This window comes from Paenarthrobacter sp. PPS72, assembly GCF_048537125.1.
In the GTDB taxonomy this organism is placed as follows: Bacteria; Actinomycetota; Actinomycetes; order Actinomycetales; family Micrococcaceae; genus Arthrobacter; species Arthrobacter nitroguajacolicus_E.
Genome location: NZ_JBLYIE010000005.1, coordinates 19,260 through 38,451 on the forward strand (window position 1 = coordinate 19,260; position 19,192 = coordinate 38,451).

A 19,192-nucleotide genomic window follows, 5' to 3' on the forward strand; every position below is an offset into this window, starting at 1 on the left:
GAGGCGTCGGGCTAAAGTGGTCAGCATGGCTAAGCTTGAACCATGACTTCTGAAGCTACAGCCACCCCCGTCATCCGCGCCGACGGCCGGACCCCCGACCAACTGCGACCCATCAGCATCACCCGCGGCTGGTCCAAGCAGGCCGAGGGCTCGGCGCTGATCGAGTTTGGCAACACCCGGGTCCTGTGCACCGCTTCGCTGACCGAGGGCGTGCCCCGCTGGCTCAAAGGAGAAGGCCGCGGCTGGGTCACGGCCGAGTACGCCATGCTTCCCCGCGCCACGAACACCAGGTCAGACCGCGAATCGGTCAAGGGCAAGATCGGTGGACGCACGCACGAGATCTCGCGGCTTATCGGCCGCTCGTTGCGCTCCATCATCGACACCAAGGCGCTGGGCGAAAACACGATCGTTCTGGACTGCGATGTCCTGCAGGCCGACGGCGGTACGCGCACCGCTGCGATTACCGGTGCCTACGTGGCGCTGGCGGAAGCCATCCGTTTTGCCCGTGAAAACAAGCTCATCGCGCGCAACGCAGAGCCTTTGGTGGACACTATCGCGGCAGTCTCGGTGGGAATCATCGATGGCGTTCCGATGCTCGACCTTCCGTACGTGGAGGATGTTCGTGCCGAGACCGATATGAACGTTGTAGTGACCGGTTCGGGCAAATTCGTGGAAGTGCAGGGGACTGCCGAAGGTGCTCCGTTCGACCGCGACGAGCTCAACGCGCTGCTTGACCTGGCCCTCCTCGGCACCACGCAGCTGTCCGCCATCCAGCGCGAGACGCTGGCTGAGGCCCCGTGAGCGGCGCAGCGGCCGCAGCTCCGCGCCTCGTCCTGGCAACACACAACAAGGGCAAGCTGAAAGAACTCCGCGAATTGCTCAGGGGGCAGGTACCAGGTCTCGACGTCGACACCCAGGTGGTGGACGCCGCTGCGGCAGGTGCCCCGGACGTAGCCGAAACCGGTGTCACCTTCGCCGAGAACTCCCTTCTCAAGGCCAGGGCCGTTGCGGAAGCGACGGGCCTGGTAGCCATCGCCGACGACTCGGGATTGGCTGTTGATGTCCTTGGCGGGGCTCCGGGAATCTTTTCTGCGCGATGGTCCGGAACGCACGGTGATGACGTCGCCAACCTGAACTTGCTGCTGGCGCAGCTTTCTGACGTTCCGGACTCGTTCCGCGGCGCGGCGTTCGTCTGCGCAGCTGCGCTGGCGGTCCCGGGACACGAGGGCATTGCCCGCGAAACCGTGGAGTACGGCCAGCTCCAGGGGACGCTCCTGCGCGAGCCCCGCGGCGAGGGTGGGTTCGGCTACGACCCCGTGCTGCAACCCGCCGGGATGGACCGAAGCTGTGCCGAGCTCAGCTCCGAGGAGAAGAACGCCATCAGCCACCGGGGACAGGCGTTCCGCGCCTTGCTGCCCGCGATTGTGGAGGCTTTGTCCGAGGCCGGCTCGAACTAGTTCCTCTGAACGGCGAGAAAAGCACCCCGCCACTGCGGGGTGCTTTTCTTTGCGGTTGGGCGCTCCGCGGAGCCTAGTGCTCGCTGTGCTTGCCGCCCTCGTGCTCCTCGATGAATTCCTCCACAGGGTCGGTGCCTTCCACCGCTGCCCGGCGCTTTGCCATGAATCCACGGCCGATCTCAATGAAGATCGGGATGACCGAGATCAGCACAATGACGATGAAGATGATGTCGATGTTGTTGCCAACCCACTCGAACTGGCCAAGCCATGCGCCAAGCAGGGTTACACCGCCACCCCAGAGGACCGCGCCGATCACGTTGAAGAGGAAGAATTTGCGCTTATCCATCTGAGCAACACCCACGATCACCGGCACGAAAGTGCGGATGATGGGAACGAACCGCGCCAGGATCAAAGCCTTGCCGCCGTGCTTTTCGAAGAACGCATGGGCGCTCTCCACATTTTCCTTCTTGAACAGCCGCGAATCCGGCTTATTGAAGATAGCTGGACCGGCCTTGGACCCAATGAGGTAGCCGGTTTGGTTGCCGATGATGGCAGCGACGATGATCATGGCGCACATGGCCCACAGATTGAACTCGATGGCGCCCGTGGAGACCAAAAGCCCGGCCGTGAACAGCATGGAGTCTCCGGGCAGGAAGAACCCCACCAGAAGGCCCGTTTCTGCAAACACAATGGCGCAGACCAGAAGGACCACCCACGGTCCCAAAGGGGAATCGCGGAGGAAGACGTCGGGGTTCAGCCAGTCCGGCAGGAACGAAGCCGTAGGCGGCGAAACCGGTCCCGCGCCCCCGAATGTGGATACGGCAAGGTCGCTTATCGCAGAAAAGATCACCCATCAAGCCTACTTGACGGCCGCCGTCGTATTTTTCGGAGCAGCCTCTTGACACTCCGCTTGCCGGTTATATGGTTACCTACATGAGTAATGAACCAGATAGGCAATCGCGCTCATGATCGATGACAGCAGACCGATCTTTTTGCAGATCGCCGAACTCATCGAGAACGGAATCGTGGACGGGACCATGGCTGAAGAGTCGCAGGTCCCTTCCACCAATGACTTCGCAGCTTTCCACCGCATCAACCCGGCGACTGCCGCCAAAGGCGTCAATCTCCTGGTGGATTCAGGAATTCTCTATAAACGCAGGGGGATAGGGATGTTCGTTGCCACAGGAGCGCGCGCCCAGTTGGTAGCACGCCGCACTGAAGAGTTCTTCGAGCAGTACGTCAAGCCGCTGGCATTGGAGGCCCGAAAGCTGGGCATCACAACAGAGCAGCTGAATTCCATGATTGAACGCAGCTCCGGGCTTGTCCCGGAAACCGGGATTGATAAGGAAAGGAGCGCGGCCCTGTGAACCACACCATCGTCGAGGCCCGTAACCTGATCAAGCATTACAAAGACCTCAACGCTCTGGACAACGTCAACCTCAGCCTCTCGGCGAACCGTATTTACGGCCTGCTTGGACGCAACGGTGCGGGCAAGACCACGTTGATGTCCATCCTCACCGCCCAGGCCTTCGCAACCTCCGGCGAAGCCCTCGTTTTCGGCGCCAGCGCCTACGAGAACGACGCCGTACTGTCCCGGATCTGCTTCATCCGGGAGTCTCAGAAATACCCGGACGACTTCCAGCCGCAGCACGCCTTCCGCTCCGCTGCGCTCTTCTACAAGAACTGGGACCAAGGGTTCGCTGACCGCCTGGCCGAAGATTTCCAGCTCCCCGTCAAACGGCGGATCAAGAAGCTCTCGCGCGGTCAGCTATCCGCCGTCGGAGTCATCATTGGTCTCGCCTCGCGTGCAGAACTGACGTTTTTCGATGAGCCTTATCTGGGTCTCGACGCCGTCGCCCGGCAATTGTTCTACGACCGCCTGGTAGAGGACTACGCCGAGCACCCGCGCACCATCATCCTTTCCTCACACCTGATCGACGAGGTGGCGAACCTCCTTGAACACGTGGTGGTGATCGACCGAGGGCGGATCATCATGGACGCCGATGCCGACGAGATCCGGGGATCGGCCGTTACCGTTTCAGGTTCGGCGGACAAGGTTGACACCTTCCTGGCCGGCCGCCGGATTCTGCACCGCGAAACGCTGGGCTCTTTGGCCTCGGTCACGGTTGACGAGGTACTAAGCGGCCGCGAACGCACCGAAGCCCAGGAGTTGGGCCTTGAACTTTCGCCCGTTTCGTTGCAGCAGCTGGTGGTGCGGAAAACCATGGCCGGGGCGGGCGCAACAGCAACAGGCAGTGGAGACTTCGCCGATGACACGATGGAGGCAAGGCGATGAGCAGGACGGTGGCAGTTGCCCGTATGCAACTGATCAATAAATGGACGTACATCGGATGGCCATTGACCATCCTGGCGGCATCCTTCCTGATGTCGCTCGCGATCTTCGCACTCATTCCCGTCAATGAGGGCAAGTACGGCGGAGGCAGCCAGGCGCCCCTGTGGTACTTCCTGGTCCTTGGAATCCAGAGTATGACTCTGGCGTTCCCCTTCTCCCAGGGCCTGAGCATCAGCCGGCGGGCGTTCTACCTGGGAACGCTTGGCATCTTCTCGCTTATCGCGGTCGGGATGACAGTGTTGTACATGCTGGGCGGTGTCATTGAACGGGCGACCAACGGCTGGGGCGTATACGGGTTCTTTTTCACCATCCCGTGGGTCACGGATGGTCCCTGGTACTCCACAGCGGCATTCTTCTTCGTGCTGATGATGTTCATGTTCATCATCGGATTCTGGTTCGCCACCATCTTCAAGCGCTGGGGCACCACCGGAACGCTGGTCTCGACCCTGGGAACCGCAGTAGCCCTGATCGGTGTCGGCGCCCTCACCACCTTGCTTCAAGGATGGGGGCACGTTGGAGGCTGGTTCGCCCAGCAGACGCCGTTGAGTATCAGCGGGTGGGCTGCGCTGCTGTGCGTCGTACTGGCGGCAGGTTCGTATGCGACCCTCCGCAGGGCCACCCCGTAGGCAGCGGAATGTAGCGTTGGCCACACTGCACGCCGGAAGGGCCGCCCCGCCGCAGAAATCGGCAAGGGCGGCCTTTTCCCGCTGTAACCTTGACCAGTGGCATTGGACTTTACGGCGATCGACTTTGAAACAGCCAACGGCTTCCGGGGGTCGCCGTGTTCGGTGGGCCTCAGTAAAGTCCGCGGCGGAGTAGTAGTAGAGGAAGCCTCCTGGCTCATGCGCCCGCCCGAGAACCACGATCACTTCGAGTTCCACAACACGCGCATCCACGGCATCCGCGCCGAAGACGTTGCAGGCCGTCCCCGCTTCGGAGAACTGTTCCCGGAAATCGGCGCTTTCATCGGGGACGACGTACTTGCCGCCCACAACGCAGCCTTCGACCTCGGCGTTATCCGGTCAGGCCTTGAAGTCTCCGGTCTTGCTGGGCCGGCCTATGACTATGTGTGCACCGTGATGCTCTCCCGCCGCTGCTATTCACTGGTGTCCAACTCCCTGCCCTACGCCGCTGAGGAAGCCGGAGTTCCACTGGTCAATCACCACGACGCCGCGGAAGACGCACGTGCCTGCGCTGGGATCCTGGTGGACATTGCCCGCCGGAACAACGCCAACAGCATCGCCGAACTCTACCTTTCCCTCGGACTGAAGCTGCCGAAGCAACCGGCATTCGATCCGGCGCAAGGTCTTTCCAAAGCGACCATGTCCGCGCTCGCCGCCAAGACCGGAAGCTTCGCGGAACGAACACTTGAACGGGCATTGGGCGTCCCCGGCGGTTTCACGACCTGGCCGGAGGAGGGGCCCAACCCTTTGCCGAACCCCGCCGCGGAACCCGGACATCCGCTCTTCGGCCAGACCGTGGTGTTCACCGGCGACCTCGCCATCACCAGGCCGGAAGCTAAATCCCGGGCAGCGGACATGGGGGCGCGTCCGGAAAGCCGGGTCACGGCACGCACCACTGTGCTGATTGTGGGTGATGGCTTCGTGGCCGGCGACCTTCGTGCCGGCCGGCTCACAGGCAAAGCCAAACGGGTCCTGGAACTGCATGCCAAGGGCCAACAAATCGAGGTTGTGTCCGAAGGTGAGTTCCTGCAGATGGTGGGCGGCGCGTAACCCCCACCACAGGGCTGACCGGCTGGGCTTGGGGCTTGGTTGCACTGGCTGTAGGTTTCTGGCTCCGTGTGCTGTTTGGCCCACGGATCTCCCCGTTCGCACTTCTGTCAGTGAAGATGTTGGCGCCCCGGATCGGGCACGTCAAGCTTGTTGCCGGACCACCCAAGCGTTTCGCGCAAGGGATCGGCGCCGCCTTGACCACTGCCGCCGTCGTTGTTGTTTCTCGTCGGCTTCCAGCCCGCCGCCTGGGTTCTGCTGGCGCCGCTGATCGTGGCGGCTTCGCTGGAAGCGTTTGTGGGCTTCTGCCTCGGATGCGCGATCTTTGGCTTCATGCAGCGCCGCGGCCTCATCCTGAGGACGTGTGCGAGGCGTGCAATAACGTGACGCTCCGCCAACCGAAGGGGCGGCCTTTAGCCGGTGGTGACGGTAAGCAATCTTTCCGCCATGCCGCGAATGACCTCCGGGGCCTCCAAAGCCTCAAGCCAATCGGCCGGCAAGCAATCTTCGCCGTAGTAGGACCCAAGGATGTTTCCGGCAATGGACCCGGTGGAGTCGCTGTCGCCGCTGTGATTGATAGCCACGGCTATGGCGTTCCTGAAATGCTCCGTCGGCGTGCTGCCCTTGGTAACCAGCACAGCGTAAAGCCCGACGGCGAGGGCCTCCTCGGCGACCCAGCCCTCCCCGAGCGTTGATGTCAGTTCTTCGGGATCCAGCGGAGTGGGCGCCACGGACAACTGCAGGGCGGCTTCCAGCCGCTCCGCCAGCTCGGGTGCTTTGGTAGGAACGCCGGTGACATAGCTGAGGGCCTCGGTGGCCGCGCCGCGGACATCGCTTCCGGCCACGATGTTGTGGATCAGCAAGCTAAAGGCTGCTGCGCTGAGTCGCGCAGAAGGGTGTCCGTGCGTCAGCGAGGCGGCGTCCGAGCTGAGTTTGTAGACCGCTTCCCGTGAAATGTGGGGAATAAGTCCGAACGGGGCTGAACGCATCACAGTTCCGCAACCCTTGGAGTCGGCATTGACCGGACGCGCAACTGTCCCCATCTCGCCCGTTGCCAAGCCACTGAGGCAGGCATTTCCGGGTGCGCGGCGGTGACGCAGGACGTCCTGGGCGTCGATCCAACGCGGCTGCGGCACGGGCGCGGAGGAAGCAACAGCGACGTCCTGGGTTGCGAGCCAGCGCAGGTAGGCGAGCCAAAGGCAGGCAATCTCGTCCGCAGCTACACCATCGTTTGCCCATTCGAGGGCTTCCACCAGGCCGTCAACGGTGTACAACGTCATTTGCGTGTCGTCCGAGAAATGGCTGCCTCCGTTGAGCTGCCCGAATGACGTCAGGCCTGCGGAACCGTAGCGGGCCCGGATCGCGGCTATGGAGTCGAACTCCACGGCATAACCAAGGGAATCACCCAAGGCTCCTCCCAGAAGTGAGCCGTGGACTCGGGATTCGAAGGAAGGAACAGCGGGGGATTTGGGCTCAACACTCATGCCAGTAACTTACCCTGCCAGTGAACCGCCGCTGATATGGTGGGGAAGCTGCCCGGCACTGACAATACTTGGAGTGACATTTTGCGTGAACCTGCTTGGCGACGGATGGGCAAGACGCCCGACTACCGGTTTTCCCTTGCCAACGAACGCACCTTCCTCGCTTGGATCCGCACGTCCCTGGCCCTGCTTGCCGGAGCGGTTGCGGTTGACCAGTTGGCCCCGAACATCGCGCCCACTCCTGTCAGGCTGGTCCTCTGCGTCTTGCTGGCTCTGGTCGGGGCGGGCCTGGCGGCACTTTCCTACCGCCGTTGGGGCCAGATGGAAGCGGCGATGCGCAACGATCAAGCCCTCCCGTTCTCCCGGGTGATGCTGTTCATGACCATTGTGGTCGCCGTCGCGGCGTTCGCCTTCGCGGTGCTGATATTGGTGGCGCGGTAAGCGTGGAAGTCCGCGACCCCGGGTTGCAGCCTGAGCGCACCACCTTGGCATGGCGCCGGACGCTGATCTCGTTGGTAGTGGTGGACTTGTTTATCTGGCGGAGCTGGCTAATGTCCGAACCCTCCACCGGCAACCTCGTCGCCGGCCTTCCCGGGCTTGATTACCAAGGGATCTGCGCTCTCATGGCAGCCGCAGCCACCATAGTGCTGGCGTCCGTAGTTTGGGTTCGCTCACGCCAACTCCACGTTGGAAACGAGGCTGCCTCGGCCAGGCTTGTCCTGGTCAGCACGCTGGCGGTGATGGGCCTTGGCGCCACCGCCATCGCAGCCATTGCCCTGGGTGGATAAGTTTCGGACGGATAAGTCTCGGGTGGACAGAGATTCGGCCGGATAGGGTTCAGGGCCATGAGGGCTGTGGCTGGATAAGCTTGCGGGCGGATAAGCTCGAAGGCGGGATTCAGCAACCGCCCAGACTCTGCTGGAAAGATAATCCGTGGCTTTGAGCGTGAACTACCCTCTGCAGCACCAGCGTGCAGTGCGCTACGAGGCCGGTCACCGGCATCCACATCAACGTAAGGACTCCTTGAACATGACCTCTCCTGTACAGGCCACACCAGACCCCCAACCTGGACTGGCGGCCCGGCTGTCGGCTGAAGCTTTGGGTTCGATGTTCGTTGTGGTTGCCGCGGTGGGAGTCGGGATTTTTTCGAATCCAGGCGGAGCTCCCTTGCCGGTGGCTCTCGCGACAGGCCTTGCGGTCACAGTGGCAATGCTGGCCTTTGGCCATGTTTCGGGCGGACATTTCAATCCTGTGATCACCTTGGGCAATCTGATTGCCGGCCGGATCCGGGCTGTGGCCGCCGTAGCCTACGTGGCCGCGCAAATCATCGGCAGTGTTGTTGGTGCTGCATTGATCTACTTTGTGGTGACCACCGTTCCGGTTCTCACGGATGCCAGGGCGGCATTCGACGTTGTTGCCCCGGGTTTTGGCGAGCACGCTTCCGCGCAAACTCAAATGGCAGGAGTTCTGCTGGTTGAAGTCCTTGGCGCCGCCCTCATTGTGGCAGTGTTCCTCGGCGCCACTGCCGGCCGACGTGCGGTTCCCGGCATGGCCCCGTTCGCCGTAGGCCTCTCCATGGCCGTTCTGTTGCAGCTTGGACAGGTCCTGGGAAACCTTCCCTTCAACCCCGCACGTGCAACAGCCCAGGCATTCTTCAGCTCGTCATGGGCGATTGAGGGCCTGTGGCTCTTTTGGGTGGCTCCGCTGATGGGCGCCGCCCTTGCCGGCCTCGCCTTCCGTGGCTTCCAGGGCTTGTCCCAGTCCCCAGTCGCCGGCGACCTCCCGGGCGGCTTCGATGCCGTTAACGACGCTTTCGATGCCGATGATGAGCCGGCCGATGACGTGGAGGTCAAGGAAGCCGCTGCGAAATCCGACGCTGATGTTGCCGGGCCTGTGCCTGCTGTGCCGGTCAATGATGACGCTCGTGATTTCTTCGACGGCAAGAAGGGCAAATAACCGCACGGGATCGACGGCGGACGGCTCGCCTGCGCTTTATTGTCGGTGCCCCCGGTTAACTTGAGAATATGCGGTTACTTCACACTTCCGACTGGCACCTTGGCCGGTCATTCCACGGCGTTGGCATGCTTGAAGCCCAGCGCGACTTCGTGGACCAGTTGGTATCGCTGGTCGAATCAAAGTCTGTTGACGTGGTGCTGATAGCCGGCGATGTCTATGATCGCGCGTTGCCCGGGCTGGACGTTGTCAAGCTGCTGGATGATGCCCTGGTGCGTATCACGCAGGCCGGGGCTGCGGTTGTACTGACAAGTGGCAACCACGACTCCGCCATCAGGTTGGGCTTTGCTTCCCGCTTGCTGGAGCGTGGAGGAGTACACCTGCGGACGCGCGTAGAGGACCTGCATGTACCGATCCCCTTCCCCCTTGGAGTTGTTGGCCGTGGCAAGAATCGCACAGCCGCCGGCCAGATCGCCGTCTACGGGATTCCCTATCTTGAACCCCGGCTTGTGGCCGAGCGTCTGGGCGCTGAAAACGCCAACCACTTAGATGTCACTTTGGCGGCAGTGGATCGGATCCGGAGGGATGTTGAGGCCCGCCGCGCAGCAGGACCCGTTTATCCGATTGTCCTTGCACACACGTTTGCCAGCGGCGGCATCACCTCTGAGAGCGAACGGGACCTAAGCATCGGAGGCTTGGGCGCAGTTCCCCTGGATCTCTTTGAGGACTTCGCCTACACCGCACTGGGCCACCTCCACGGCAGGCAGGAGTTGGCACCCAACGTCCGGTATTCCGGTTCGCCCTTGGCCTATTCATTCTCGGAGGCCAAACACCACAAAGGTGCCTGGCTGGTGGACGTTGGTGCTGACGGACTGGTCTCTGTTGAGGAAGTCATATGGGAGGCCCCCAAGTCCCTTGCCACGTTGCGTGGAACGCTGAATGATTTGCTGGCCGACGAAGTACATGCGTGGGCAGAGAATGCTTACTGCCAGATCACGTTAACGGATTCACAACGGCCTGCTCAGGCCATGGAGAGGGTGCGGACCCGTTTCCCTGACACCTTGGTCCTCGCTTTCGATCCCCAAGGTGCAGAGCCCCGGACCTCTACCACCTACAGCAGTCGGCTTGCCGCCGCCGAAGACGACCTCGGAGTCTGCTGTGGATTCCTGGAACACGTCAGGGACCGCGCCGCCGGCGACGCAGAAGAAGCTGCGCTGCGCGAAGCACTCGAAGCTGTCCGGTTGCAGGAGGCCGAGCTGTGAGAATTCACCGTTTGGACATCGAAGCCTTCGGTCCATTTGCAACGCCGCAGCACATTGACTTCGACCATTTGAGCGCACAGGGCCTTTTCCTCCTCAATGGCGCCACAGGGGCAGGGAAGACCAGCATTCTGGACGCCATTTGTTTCGCCCTGTACGGGTCCGTACCCGGCGCTCGCCAGGACGGCAAACGGCTACGAAGCGACCACGCCGCGCCAGGTGCAGAGCCGCGCGTGGTCTGTGAGTTCTCCGCGCGGGGGCGCCGCTTTGAAGTGACGCGGTCTCCGGCGTGGGATCGGCCCAGCGCCCGCGGCCGCAATGGTTTCACCACCCAACAGGCCAAGACACTCCTCAGGGAACGCGTGGCCGGAAGCTGGGAAGAGAAATCTTCCAGGAATGACGAGGTAGGTGCCGAGCTCGCAGACGTCCTCGGGATGGACCGGGAGCAGTTCACCCGGGTGGTGATGTTGCCGCAGGGGGACTTTGCCGCTTTCCTGAGGTCCAAGGCCAGCGATCGGCTGGACCTCCTGCAGAAATTGTTCGGCACCCAACGATTTGAAGCTGTTGAACGCCAACTCGTACAACAAGCGGCCGAGGCCTCCCGTGCTGTGCAGGAGAGCGCGTCAGAGCTGCAGTTACTCCTTGACCGGGTCGCATCGGAGCAGGAGCAGCTGGGTCTTGCCGCTGTTGCCACTCCAATCGAGGTAGAGGAGCCAGGGCAGGAGCCTGAGGCATGGCTTTCCAGCGTGGAAGCAGAAGTCAAAGCTGAATGGAAGCGACGACTGGATGAGTCCGCTGAAGCAGAGGCCTTGTCCAGCCGCCTGTTGCAACAATTCCAAGAGGCACAGGAGAAGGCACTCCGGCATGGGCGCCTCGGCGCCGCGATGCAGCGTCGGGTCCTGCTTGAACTGGCAGCCCCGCGGGCACTGGAGAACAAGGAAACGCTCGGAAAGCACCGACGCGCCGCTGTTCTCAGCGGCCACCTGGAAGCAGTCGATGCCGCAGCGCGTAAATTCCAGGCCGCCGCAGCGCGGACGGCAAGCCTCCGAGAGAAACTTGACGCGGCAGGATTAGGCGCAACGGGGACCGCCGCTGCCTTGGAAGCCGTCAAGGCGAGTGGTGCAGTCCTTGAGGCCCGGCTGCCTGATGAGCAGCGCTTGGTAGAGATCACGGCACGCCTTGAGGCCAAACGAGGTCAAGTGGCCGAACATCAGGCTGCTGCCGAAGCCACAACGTCAAAACTGGAACAGCTGGGCGAAGACGTCACCGCTATCGAGTCACAGATCCGGCCGCTGGAGCCCTTGGCCGCCCAACTGGCAGAACTGGAACGCGATGCCGAGGTGGCGGCCGAGCTGGTTCGGATCGTGGCCCGCCACGAAACGGCAACCCGCGAGTTGAACGAGGTCACCGGGAAGCATCTCCAAGCCCGGACCGCATCCCAGGACCTTCGCCAGCAGTGGCTCGACATCCGCGAACTGCGTTTGGCAAATGCGGCAGGGGAGCTGGCGGCGTCGCTGGAGAGCGGTAAGCCGTGCGCAGTTTGCGGAAGCGAAGAGCACCCGAACCCCGCCCAAGCCATGCGCTCAGCACTCTCCCTTGCCCAAGAAGAGGAGGAAGCCCGGGAACGGTTTGAGGCCAGCGAAAAGGCCTCGGAGCTCCTCGCCGGGCAAGTTTCCTCCGCAGCCCAGGTGCTTGCCGGACTCGTAGCCCAGGGAGGGTCTACCGATGCTGCTGAAGCAGAGTCCCGACGGGGAATTTCCCAAAAAGCTGCCTCGGAGGCACGTAAGGCCGCCGGTTCGTTGGAGAAGCTTCGTGCCCGGCAGGAGGCCCTTACCAAGCGCATCGCACTGGCGCAGGAAGAACACGACGCCTCCTTGAATGCGGCGGAACAGGCGGCATCCGCTGTTCGCCTGCTCCAGGAGCAGTGTGTTGCCCTCGAAACGGACCTGGCTGGCTTGAAGGGCGACTTCCCGAGCCTGCGCGAGCGGTTGGAAGCTCTCACGGCTGAGCGGGAGCTTCTGCAAGCAGCGGCGGATGCAGACCTTCAACTGGAACGAGCAGAACAAGCCCGGGAAGACGCCGCCTTATCGCTTGCAAAGGCCTTGCCTGAATCCGGATTCGCCTCGGCTGATGAAGCCCGCCGGGAAATCCTTTCGCCGGCCGATGTTGTGGGCCTTGAAAAAGACCTCGCAGATTTCGACGCTGAATCATCCCGGCTGGATGAGTTGTTTGCCAGTGAGGACCTGGTCCTCGCGTCCAAGGAAGCCAGCATAGGCGAACTTCCCTTGGGAGAAGCTGAACTTGTGGAATCGAAGCTGGTTGCTTCCGATGCCGCCGATGTTGCACGGGCCACCGCTTTATCTGCGGGCCTTGCCGGGAAATCTGCGGAGGCTGTTGCCCGGTTCCGGAGGGAGTACCAAACCTTGGCACAAGCCGGACGGGGGCCGCGACACCGGGCGCATATGCTGGCTGAGTTGGCTGATACCGTGAGGGGATCGGGCGACAACAGCTACCGGATGAGCCTGAACACCTATGTCCTGGCGGCACGCCTCGAACAAGTGGCCATCGCTGCCTCTGAGCGGCTCATAGCCATGAGCGACGGCAGATACACGCTGCAACATACTGACGCCAGGGCTGCCAGAGGCGCAAAATCCGGCCTCGGGCTCGAAGTCGTAGACGAGTGGACCGGCCAGCGCCGGGACACTTCCACGTTGTCGGGCGGCGAATCATTCATGGCGTCATTGTCCTTGGCCCTTGGCCTCGCCGATGTCGTCCAACAGGAGGCAGGCGGGGTGGATATTGAGACACTGTTTGTTGATGAAGGCTTCGGCAGCCTCGATGAGCAAGCCCTGGAGCAAGTGATGGACGCCTTGGAGGGACTGCGCGACGGCGGCCGGGTTGTTGGCCTCGTCAGTCACGTTGGAGAGATGAAGCAGCGCATCACGAATCAGCTGCAGGTGGTTAAGGGCCGGAATGGGTCAACCGTGCGAATCGCCGAAGCCGTTCCGGTCTGACAGCTATCCGATAGACTTAACCCGTTACACCGGGTCGCGCGCATCGGGAGGAGGGACGATGCGCACACTTTAGCGAACCCGGATTAATGGAAAAATCTTCTCTAGCTTCACAGCCTTTGCCAGCAGCGCCCCCACGCCCGTCACGCCTGCCGGGCCGCTTCGCGCGGCTCCCCGAATTGGCCGGACCTGGCTTCCTGCCCTTGGGCCTTTTCGCAAGGCTTCCCCTGGCCATGCTGACCGTCGGCACGCTGACATTGGTCACGGCAGTCAGCCACTCCTACGCAATCGGGGGAATGGCTGCCGGAGCGGTGGGCATCGGCTCAGCCTTGGGTGCTCCTGTGCTCGGCTCGCTGGCTGACAGGGCCGGACAACGGATTGTGCTTCTCGTGGCAGCGGTCATCAATACCCTTGCCGTTGCGGGGCTCCTCGCTGCGGCGTACTTCACTCCCGCCTATGGCTCGGTGAGTGACGCCGCTGGGGTCCTCATTGCAGCATTCCTCGCTGGAGCCAGCTGTCCCCAAGTGGGTCCCATGGCCCGTGTCCGATGGATGGCACTGACTACCCGCAACCTTTCTCCGTCCTCAGCCAACGGAAGCAGGAGCGTTGCAGCCAACCGGGCTGACCTGGACACCGCACTGTCCTATGAAGGCACCGCGGACGAAATCACCTTCGTCCTGGGTCCCGCCTTGGTGGGCGTCCTGGCCAGCATAGTGGCACCCTGGTTGCCGCTTGCCTTGGCAGCGGTCATGACTATCACATTGGTTCCTGCTTTCGCGGTTCACCCCAGCCATCATGCCGTGGCGCCGGCACCTCGGAAGGCGGGCGCCGGCGTCGTCCCTGAAGGAGAGCAGGCCACCGTAGTGGCTCCGCAGCGGCGTAACCGTTGGGCCGCGGTTGTGGTTGCTGTTCCGGTGGTAGCCATGGTGTGCATGGGAACGTTCTTCGGTGCGACGCAAAATGCGCTGAGCGCCTTCTCGGCGCAGTACGCCACGGCCGAGATCGCCGGACTCCTTTATGCAGTAATGGGCCTCAGTTCTGCTGTTGCTGCACTGTCCGTGGCATTCTGGCCACAACGGTTCAGCTTGGCGTCCCGTTGGGTTGCCGCAGCGCTGGCGATGTCCGTTTTGTCGCTCTTGCTGCTTCTCCCGGCGGGCATCTGGCCCATGGTCTTTGTCCTGCTGATACTTGGCATTCCGGTGGGGCCCGTCATGGTCACCGTCTTTAGCATCGGCGGTGTGGTGGCGCCGGCCGGTCGCATGGCAACGGTGATGACAGCCCTGGCCAGCGGGATAGTGGCTGGAACAGCACTGGGCTCCTACCTGGCCGGGCAATTGGCTGAAACGCAAGGCCCGGGTGCGGCATTTGTGGTTTCGATGGCTGCTGCGACCGGCCTATTACTGCTGGGCGTCGTGACGTCCTTGGTGATGAAGCGCAAGCCCCAGGCATAGCTGCTGCTACGGCTGGTTGCGGTAGCCGGTGGGGGAGTTGCCAAAGGATGCGCGGAAGATCCTGCTGAAGTGGGCGGCGTCGGTGAAACCCCACCGCGCAGCGATGGCCGTGACCGGCCGGTCGGCCAGGACCGGGTCCCTGAGGTCGCGGCGGCAACGTTCGAGCCGCCGTTGCCGGATGGAGGAAGCCACTGTGGTCCCTATTTCCTGGAAGAGGTCGTGCAGGTGCCGGGTGGAGATGTAGTGGGCTGCCGCGATGGTGCCGGGGGAGAGCTCCGGGTCACCGAGGTTGGCCTCTATGTAGTCGTGGATCCGGCCCAACAGCAACAGATGCGGATCCCGGCCACTATCAATCAGTTGGTCGAGTTCACCGTTGAAGAGCGTGGTCACCAGATCCAAGGCATTGTGAACCAGCCGTAGGCCATTGGTGCCGGAGAGGGCTTCAAGGTTGTCTGCCAGTTTTACCAGGAAGGGGCTGATAAGTTCGCCCAACCCGACGTCGCCCGGTATCCGCAAGGCGGTGACATGGCCCATGGCTTCCGCCGGCAAGTCCAGCAGGACATGCGGGAACATGAGCACCAAGGTGCGGAAGTCGTCGTCGAACGTTAGCTGGTACGGGCGGGAGGTGTCGTAGATGGCGAGATCACCGGGACGCAACACAGCTTCGCGTTCGTCCTGAACCAGGCGACCCGATCCAGCGAGTTGAATGCTGAGTTTGAAAAAGCGCCCTGTGGACTTGGCAATCAGCTCCGATGTACGCAGGACGGTATGGGGTCCGGCCGTAATCTCCACCACGGAAATCTGCCCCAGCACCCGGGCCCGCATGATGCCGTGGAAGGTTGCGCCTTGGAGCGAAGAACTGCGAGGCCCCGTGGCCTGCAGGGGCACGAAAGAGGTGGAGATTGCCTTGCTCCATTCCTGGAACGACTCCGCCACGATGGTTTCCACGGTTGCGGGGCCCGTATCAGCCGCGACGGTCATCAAACTCCCTTTCAATGGCCCCCGGGCGCCGTTGCCTCCGGGCCGGAATGCCGATAACGCGGACGTGAGCTTGCCCACGATTCTACACCGGGGGCCACGTGCCGCCGGGCTTGCGTGCAGCGACAATCACCCTGCCGTGTGAGACAAGTCACGCGCCCTCCCTGCGGTGGAAGATTACGGAATGACAGACACCGTGCCGCGCAATCTCCCGCGGTACCGAGGCAGGAGCACACTATGAGCGTGGACAACCCCGTCAAAGGCAGGACCGCCGGAACCGCAGGTACCAAGAAGCGGCTCGGCGCGCCGGCAGTGACCATCATGATTATTGCGGCCTCGGCGCCGCTGACAGTGCTGGCGGGAGGCGTGAGCACCACCTTCGCTGTTACCGGAGTGACCGGCGTTCCGCTGTCCTTCCTGATCCTGGGCGGAATTTTGGCGCTGTTCGCCGTGGGCTACGCGGCCATGAGCCGCTACGTCACGAACGCCGGCGCGTTCTATGCCTATATATCGCAGGGCATTTCCAGGCCGGCCGGCGTGGGGGCCTCGCTGATTGCACTCATGGCCTACAACCTGATGCAGGTGGGGATTTACGGGTTGTTCGGCTTCACGGTCTCATCGCTTTTGTCCGCAAGGCTTGGCGTTGGCGTTCCGTGGTGGATCCCAGTGCTGCTCTGCATCGCAGTGGTCGGATGGCTGGGTGTGAACAGGGTGGACCTGTCCGCCAAGGTACTTGGTGTCCTGGTGGCTCTCGAATTCCTGGTGGTCATCGTGTACGACGTCATCAGCCTCGCAGTGGCCCCGGAGGGCATCAGCGCAGTGACTTTCAGCCCCGAAAGCCTGTTCGTACCCGGCATTGGAGCTGTGCTCTCCTTCGGCATCGCAGCCTTCATGGGCTTCGAATCGGCAGCTATCTACGGTGAAGAATCCAAGGACCCCAAACGAACGGTGGCGAGGGCAACGTTTGCCGCCGTGGGAATCATCGCCGTCTTCTATGCCGTCTCAGCTTGGGCCATGACCGTGGGTGCGGGGCCGTCAGCGGTCATCGAATCAGCTACCACCAACGGGCCGGACATGATCTTCACTTTCCTTGGAACCCACGGGGGCCTGCTGCTCAGCGACATCGCCCGGATCCTCTTTGTTACCAGCCTCTTCGCCGCACTCGTCAGTTTCCACAACGCCGTGGCGCGCTACTTCTTCTCCCTCGGCCGCGAGCGCGTCCTGCCGTCGGCCCTTGCCAAGGTGCGGGCAGAAAGTGGGGCACCGTTCGCCGGTTCCCTCGCGCAGACGGTGATCGCCGTCGTCGTAACCCTTGGCTTCGCCATCGCAGGGGCGGGTTCCGAACTCGGCGAACTGTACCCCGTGCTGACCATGTTTACCTGGCTGACCAACGGCGGTGCCATGGGGCTCGTACTGCTCATGTCTGTGGTTTCGGTAGCCGTGATCGGCTTTTTCCGCCGGCAGCAGCATGGGGCAAGCCTGTGGGTGAGGGTTATTGCCCCTGCCCTGGGATTCGTGCTCCTGTCCGTTGTCTTTGTGCTCGTACTGGCCAACTTCAATGTCCTGCTGGGGCAGGCTGAATCAACGGCGGCCACGTTTGTCTTGCCGATGCTGGTACTCCTGCCCGGAGTTGTGGGAGTTGCCTGGGGCTTGCGCCTCCGGCGCTCGCAGCCTGCCCTTTACGCCCGGATCGGTCACGGGGCAGAGGAGTAAAGCGGGTTTAGGCCAGTTGGTTTTCGATCCGTGCAGCACTGGCAGCCAGTGCCTTGCCTACGGCGTCCGCGTCCTGGTCCAGGCGGATGTAGACGACGGCGATCGCTGCCGGCCGCCCGCCCGGAACCCGGATAGGTGCAGCGATGGAGGACAGCCCGGCGATGACTTCGTCATGGCTGGTTGCGTAGCCCAGGCGGCGGGCCTCGTGTGCTTCGGAGCGATAGGGGTTCCCCGCTCCCACCTGCTGCCAGCGCTCTTCGGTCATGGTTGACTGGATGGCGATTCCGGGGGCGCCGGTGGCGATGGGGTGACGGTTGCCCGGGTGTTGGGCGAGGGCGGCGCCGGAGTGTCGTGGTTCTACGGTGACCAGGTTGACGCATTCCTGGTGGTCCCATACGGCGACGAAGGCGGTCATGTGCAATGTGTTCGCCAGTTGGGTGAGCTCCGGCAGTGCAGCCGTTTGCAGGTTGCGCGACACTCCGCGGGCAAGGACAGATAATCCTGGGCCGGGCTGAACGCGGCCGGAGTCGTCACGCACCAGCAGCGAGTGGTCCTCCAGGGTCCGCAGGATCCGGTAGGCCACAGATCGGTGGACGCCGAGGGCCTCGGTGAGTTCGGCAATGCTGAGGGGGCGTTCGGCGGCGGCGAGAATCTCCAGCGCGCGGATTCCACGTGAGAGGGTTTGCGACGGCGGAACCTGGGTTGCCGCTTCCAGTGGGCCCTTGACGTCGCTGCGGGGATTCATGCGAACCATTCTATGGTGGCGCATGACGCAGGGGTCTGTGCTTTGGCTCACAGGTTGTAGTATTCTTTCCTAACTGACCGTTCTGTCGGTTAATGCAAGTCAAGTGCCGACCAGTCACTCTCACCCCCATGGAGTTCCAATGACCGCAACTTCCACTGTCGACTCTCCGTCAGGACCCAGCAGCAAGCGCGAAGAGCGCAGGGTACTGGCCGGGACGTTGGTGGGCACCACCATCGAGTGGTACGACTTCTTCATCTTTGCCCAGCTCACTGCCACGCTGTTGGCGCCCTTGTTCCTCTCTCCCCTTGAGAAATCCAACCCGGGGGTCGCCCAGCTCCTGTCGTTCGCCACGATCGGCATCAGTTTCCTCTTCCGTCCCCTCGGAGCTTTCGTGGCCGGCCACCTTGGCGACCGTCTCGGCCGCAAGGCCGTGCTCGTCATGACCTTGGTCATGATGGGTGCTGCCACGGCGTTGATCGGTATGCTGCCCACCTACGCAACCATCGGGGTGTGGGCCCCTATCCTGCTGATTACCCTGCGCGTTGTGCAGGGGTTCTCCGCTGGTGGCGAATGGGGCGGCGCCGCGCTCATGGCTGTGGAGCACGCGCCCCTCAAGAAGCGCTTATCGGTTACGGGCTGGTCTTCGCGTGGATGATTCCCATGTTCATGCTGATCGATTCCAAGGACATCGTGCTTTACGGGACTGCACTGTTCGTCCTCACCATCGGCTTGGGTCTGTCCTACGGTCCGATGTCCGCCATGTACGCCGAGATGTTCCCGGCCCAAGTGCGATACTCGGGAATTTCCATCGGATACGCCCTGGGTGCAATCCTGGGCGGCGCCTTCGCTCCGCTGATTGCCCAGGCGCTCCTGGACACCACCAAGTGGTCCGGTTCGGTGGGCGTCTACATCATGGTGTTGTGCGTCATTTCCGCCATCGGTGTGATCCTGGCCAAGGAAACCCGTGGCCGTCCGCTGGGATACAGCGTTCACCACTAGAACCCTGCAAAAGGGCAGGCAAAGGCGGGTGCAGTCCAACAGGACCGCACCCGTCTTTGCTT

The 19,192-nt window shown here is 62.6% G+C and carries 17 protein-coding genes and 2 pseudogenes; 15 read left to right on the top strand and 4 right to left on the bottom strand.

Annotated features, from left to right (window positions below; translation table 11 throughout):
* Positions 1-42 precede the first annotated feature (42 nt).
* Complete coding sequence (gene rph / locus ACLRGI_RS02885; RefSeq protein ID WP_011775233.1) at positions 43-801, top strand: ribonuclease PH; 759 nt, start codon at positions 43-45, stop codon at positions 799-801.
* On the top strand, positions 798-1,457 hold the full coding sequence (rdgB, locus tag ACLRGI_RS02890) for an RdgB/HAM1 family non-canonical purine NTP pyrophosphatase (protein ID WP_419200224.1): 660 nt from the start codon (positions 798-800) through the stop codon (positions 1,455-1,457). The genes rph and rdgB overlap by 4 nt, the downstream gene beginning before the upstream one ends.
* Positions 1,458-1,530: 73 nt before the next feature.
* Here rdgB and ACLRGI_RS02895 read toward each other — a convergent pair whose 3' ends face one another.
* Positions 1,531-2,292 carry a DedA family protein gene (locus tag ACLRGI_RS02895; protein ID WP_419200322.1) on the bottom strand — a complete coding sequence of 254 codons (762 nt, stop codon included), beginning with the start codon at positions 2,290-2,292 and terminating at the stop codon, positions 1,531-1,533.
* 130 nt (positions 2,293-2,422) lie between these two features.
* Between ACLRGI_RS02895 and ACLRGI_RS02900 the strand changes: the two genes are divergently transcribed.
* The 5 genes and pseudogenes from ACLRGI_RS02900 to ACLRGI_RS02920 all read left to right on the top strand — a co-directional run.
* Positions 2,423-2,824 carry a GntR family transcriptional regulator gene (locus ACLRGI_RS02900; protein WP_419200225.1) on the top strand — a complete coding sequence of 134 codons (402 nt, stop codon included), beginning with the start codon at positions 2,423-2,425 and terminating at the stop codon, positions 2,822-2,824.
* Positions 2,821-3,753, top strand: coding sequence for an ABC transporter ATP-binding protein (locus ACLRGI_RS02905; protein ID WP_419200226.1), 933 nt, complete (start codon positions 2,821-2,823; stop codon positions 3,751-3,753). The genes ACLRGI_RS02900 and ACLRGI_RS02905 overlap by 4 nt, the downstream gene beginning before the upstream one ends.
* A complete protein-coding gene (locus ACLRGI_RS02910) occupies positions 3,750-4,436 on the top strand; it encodes a hypothetical protein (protein ID WP_419200227.1) in 687 nt (228 codons plus the stop codon). The genes ACLRGI_RS02905 and ACLRGI_RS02910 overlap by 4 nt, the downstream gene beginning before the upstream one ends.
* A gap of 96 nt (positions 4,437-4,532) precedes the next feature.
* A complete protein-coding gene (locus ACLRGI_RS02915; RefSeq protein WP_419200228.1) occupies positions 4,533-5,543 on the top strand; it encodes a 3'-5' exonuclease in 1,011 nt (336 codons plus the stop codon).
* Between the two features lie 8 nt (positions 5,544-5,551).
* Positions 5,552-5,938: pseudogene (locus tag ACLRGI_RS02920) on the top strand (DUF4395 domain-containing protein); the annotation flags it as partial.
* A gap of 15 nt (positions 5,939-5,953) precedes the next feature.
* On the opposite strand, the gene ACLRGI_RS02925 reads toward ACLRGI_RS02920, so the two are convergent.
* Positions 5,954-7,024 carry an ADP-ribosylglycohydrolase family protein gene (locus ACLRGI_RS02925; RefSeq protein WP_419200229.1) on the bottom strand — a complete coding sequence of 357 codons (1,071 nt, stop codon included), beginning with the start codon at positions 7,022-7,024 and terminating at the stop codon, positions 5,954-5,956.
* Positions 7,025-7,105: 81 nt separating this feature from the next.
* Between ACLRGI_RS02925 and ACLRGI_RS02930 the strand changes: the two genes are divergently transcribed.
* The 6 genes from ACLRGI_RS02930 (at position 7,106) to ACLRGI_RS02955 (ending at position 14,695) form a co-directional block, all read left to right on the top strand.
* On the top strand, positions 7,106-7,462 hold the full coding sequence (locus tag ACLRGI_RS02930) for a YidH family protein (protein WP_419200230.1): 357 nt from the start codon (positions 7,106-7,108) through the stop codon (positions 7,460-7,462).
* A 2-nt stretch (positions 7,463-7,464) separates the two neighbouring features.
* On the top strand, positions 7,465-7,809 hold the full coding sequence (locus ACLRGI_RS02935; protein WP_419200231.1) for a DUF202 domain-containing protein: 345 nt from the start codon (positions 7,465-7,467) through the stop codon (positions 7,807-7,809).
* Between the two features lie 241 nt (positions 7,810-8,050).
* Positions 8,051-8,977, top strand: coding sequence for an aquaporin (locus ACLRGI_RS02940; RefSeq protein ID WP_419200232.1), 927 nt, complete (start codon positions 8,051-8,053; stop codon positions 8,975-8,977).
* Positions 8,978-9,045: 68 nt separating this feature from the next.
* Complete coding sequence (locus tag ACLRGI_RS02945; protein WP_419200233.1) at positions 9,046-10,236, top strand: exonuclease SbcCD subunit D; 1,191 nt, start codon at positions 9,046-9,048, stop codon at positions 10,234-10,236.
* Positions 10,233-13,247, top strand: coding sequence for an AAA family ATPase (locus ACLRGI_RS02950; protein WP_419200234.1), 3,015 nt, complete (start codon positions 10,233-10,235; stop codon positions 13,245-13,247). The genes ACLRGI_RS02945 and ACLRGI_RS02950 overlap by 4 nt, the downstream gene beginning before the upstream one ends.
* A gap of 86 nt (positions 13,248-13,333) precedes the next feature.
* A complete protein-coding gene (locus ACLRGI_RS02955) occupies positions 13,334-14,695 on the top strand; it encodes an MFS transporter (RefSeq protein WP_419200235.1) in 1,362 nt (453 codons plus the stop codon).
* A gap of 6 nt (positions 14,696-14,701) precedes the next feature.
* Here ACLRGI_RS02955 and ACLRGI_RS02960 read toward each other — a convergent pair whose 3' ends face one another.
* A complete protein-coding gene (locus ACLRGI_RS02960; RefSeq protein ID WP_419200236.1) occupies positions 14,702-15,676 on the bottom strand; it encodes an AraC-like ligand-binding domain-containing protein in 975 nt (324 codons plus the stop codon).
* A gap of 234 nt (positions 15,677-15,910) precedes the next feature.
* Here ACLRGI_RS02960 and ACLRGI_RS02965 point away from each other — a divergent pair, with 234 nt between their 5' ends.
* Entirely contained in the window at positions 15,911-17,386 is a 1,476-nt protein-coding gene (locus ACLRGI_RS02965) for an APC family permease (protein WP_419200237.1), read from the top strand.
* 7 nt (positions 17,387-17,393) lie between these two features.
* Here the strand turns inward: ACLRGI_RS02965 and ACLRGI_RS02970 are convergent, their stop codons facing one another.
* Positions 17,394-18,140, bottom strand: coding sequence for an IclR family transcriptional regulator (locus ACLRGI_RS02970; protein ID WP_419200323.1), 747 nt, complete (start codon positions 18,138-18,140; stop codon positions 17,394-17,396).
* Positions 18,141-18,270: 130 nt separating this feature from the next.
* Between ACLRGI_RS02970 and ACLRGI_RS02975 the strand changes: the two are divergent.
* Positions 18,271-19,130: pseudogene (locus tag ACLRGI_RS02975) on the top strand (MFS transporter).
* Positions 19,131-19,192 lie beyond the last annotated feature (62 nt).

What these genes read in the sequence shown, in the direction of transcription:
- rph (WP_011775233.1), top strand. Translation starts at nt 43, where the DNA reads ATGACTTCTGAAGCTACAGCCACCCCCGTCATCCGCGCCGACGGCCGG.
- ACLRGI_RS02900 (WP_419200225.1), top strand. Translation starts at nt 2,423, where the DNA reads ATGATCGATGACAGCAGACCGATCTTTTTGCAGATCGCCGAACTCATC.
- ACLRGI_RS02910 (WP_419200227.1), top strand. Translation starts at nt 3,750, where the DNA reads ATGAGCAGGACGGTGGCAGTTGCCCGTATGCAACTGATCAATAAATGG.
- ACLRGI_RS02925 (WP_419200229.1), bottom strand. Translation starts at nt 7,024, where the DNA reads ATGAGTGTTGAGCCCAAATCCCCCGCTGTTCCTTCCTTCGAATCCCGA.
- ACLRGI_RS02940 (WP_419200232.1), top strand. Translation starts at nt 8,051, where the DNA reads ATGACCTCTCCTGTACAGGCCACACCAGACCCCCAACCTGGACTGGCG.
- ACLRGI_RS02945 (WP_419200233.1), top strand. Translation starts at nt 9,046, where the DNA reads ATGCGGTTACTTCACACTTCCGACTGGCACCTTGGCCGGTCATTCCAC.
- ACLRGI_RS02955 (WP_419200235.1), top strand. Translation starts at nt 13,334, where the DNA reads ATGGAAAAATCTTCTCTAGCTTCACAGCCTTTGCCAGCAGCGCCCCCA.
- ACLRGI_RS02960 (WP_419200236.1), bottom strand. Translation starts at nt 15,676, where the DNA reads ATGACCGTCGCGGCTGATACGGGCCCCGCAACCGTGGAAACCATCGTG.
- ACLRGI_RS02965 (WP_419200237.1), top strand. Translation starts at nt 15,911, where the DNA reads ATGAGCGTGGACAACCCCGTCAAAGGCAGGACCGCCGGAACCGCAGGT.
- ACLRGI_RS02970 (WP_419200323.1), bottom strand. Translation starts at nt 18,140, where the DNA reads ATGGTTCGCATGAATCCCCGCAGCGACGTCAAGGGCCCACTGGAAGCG.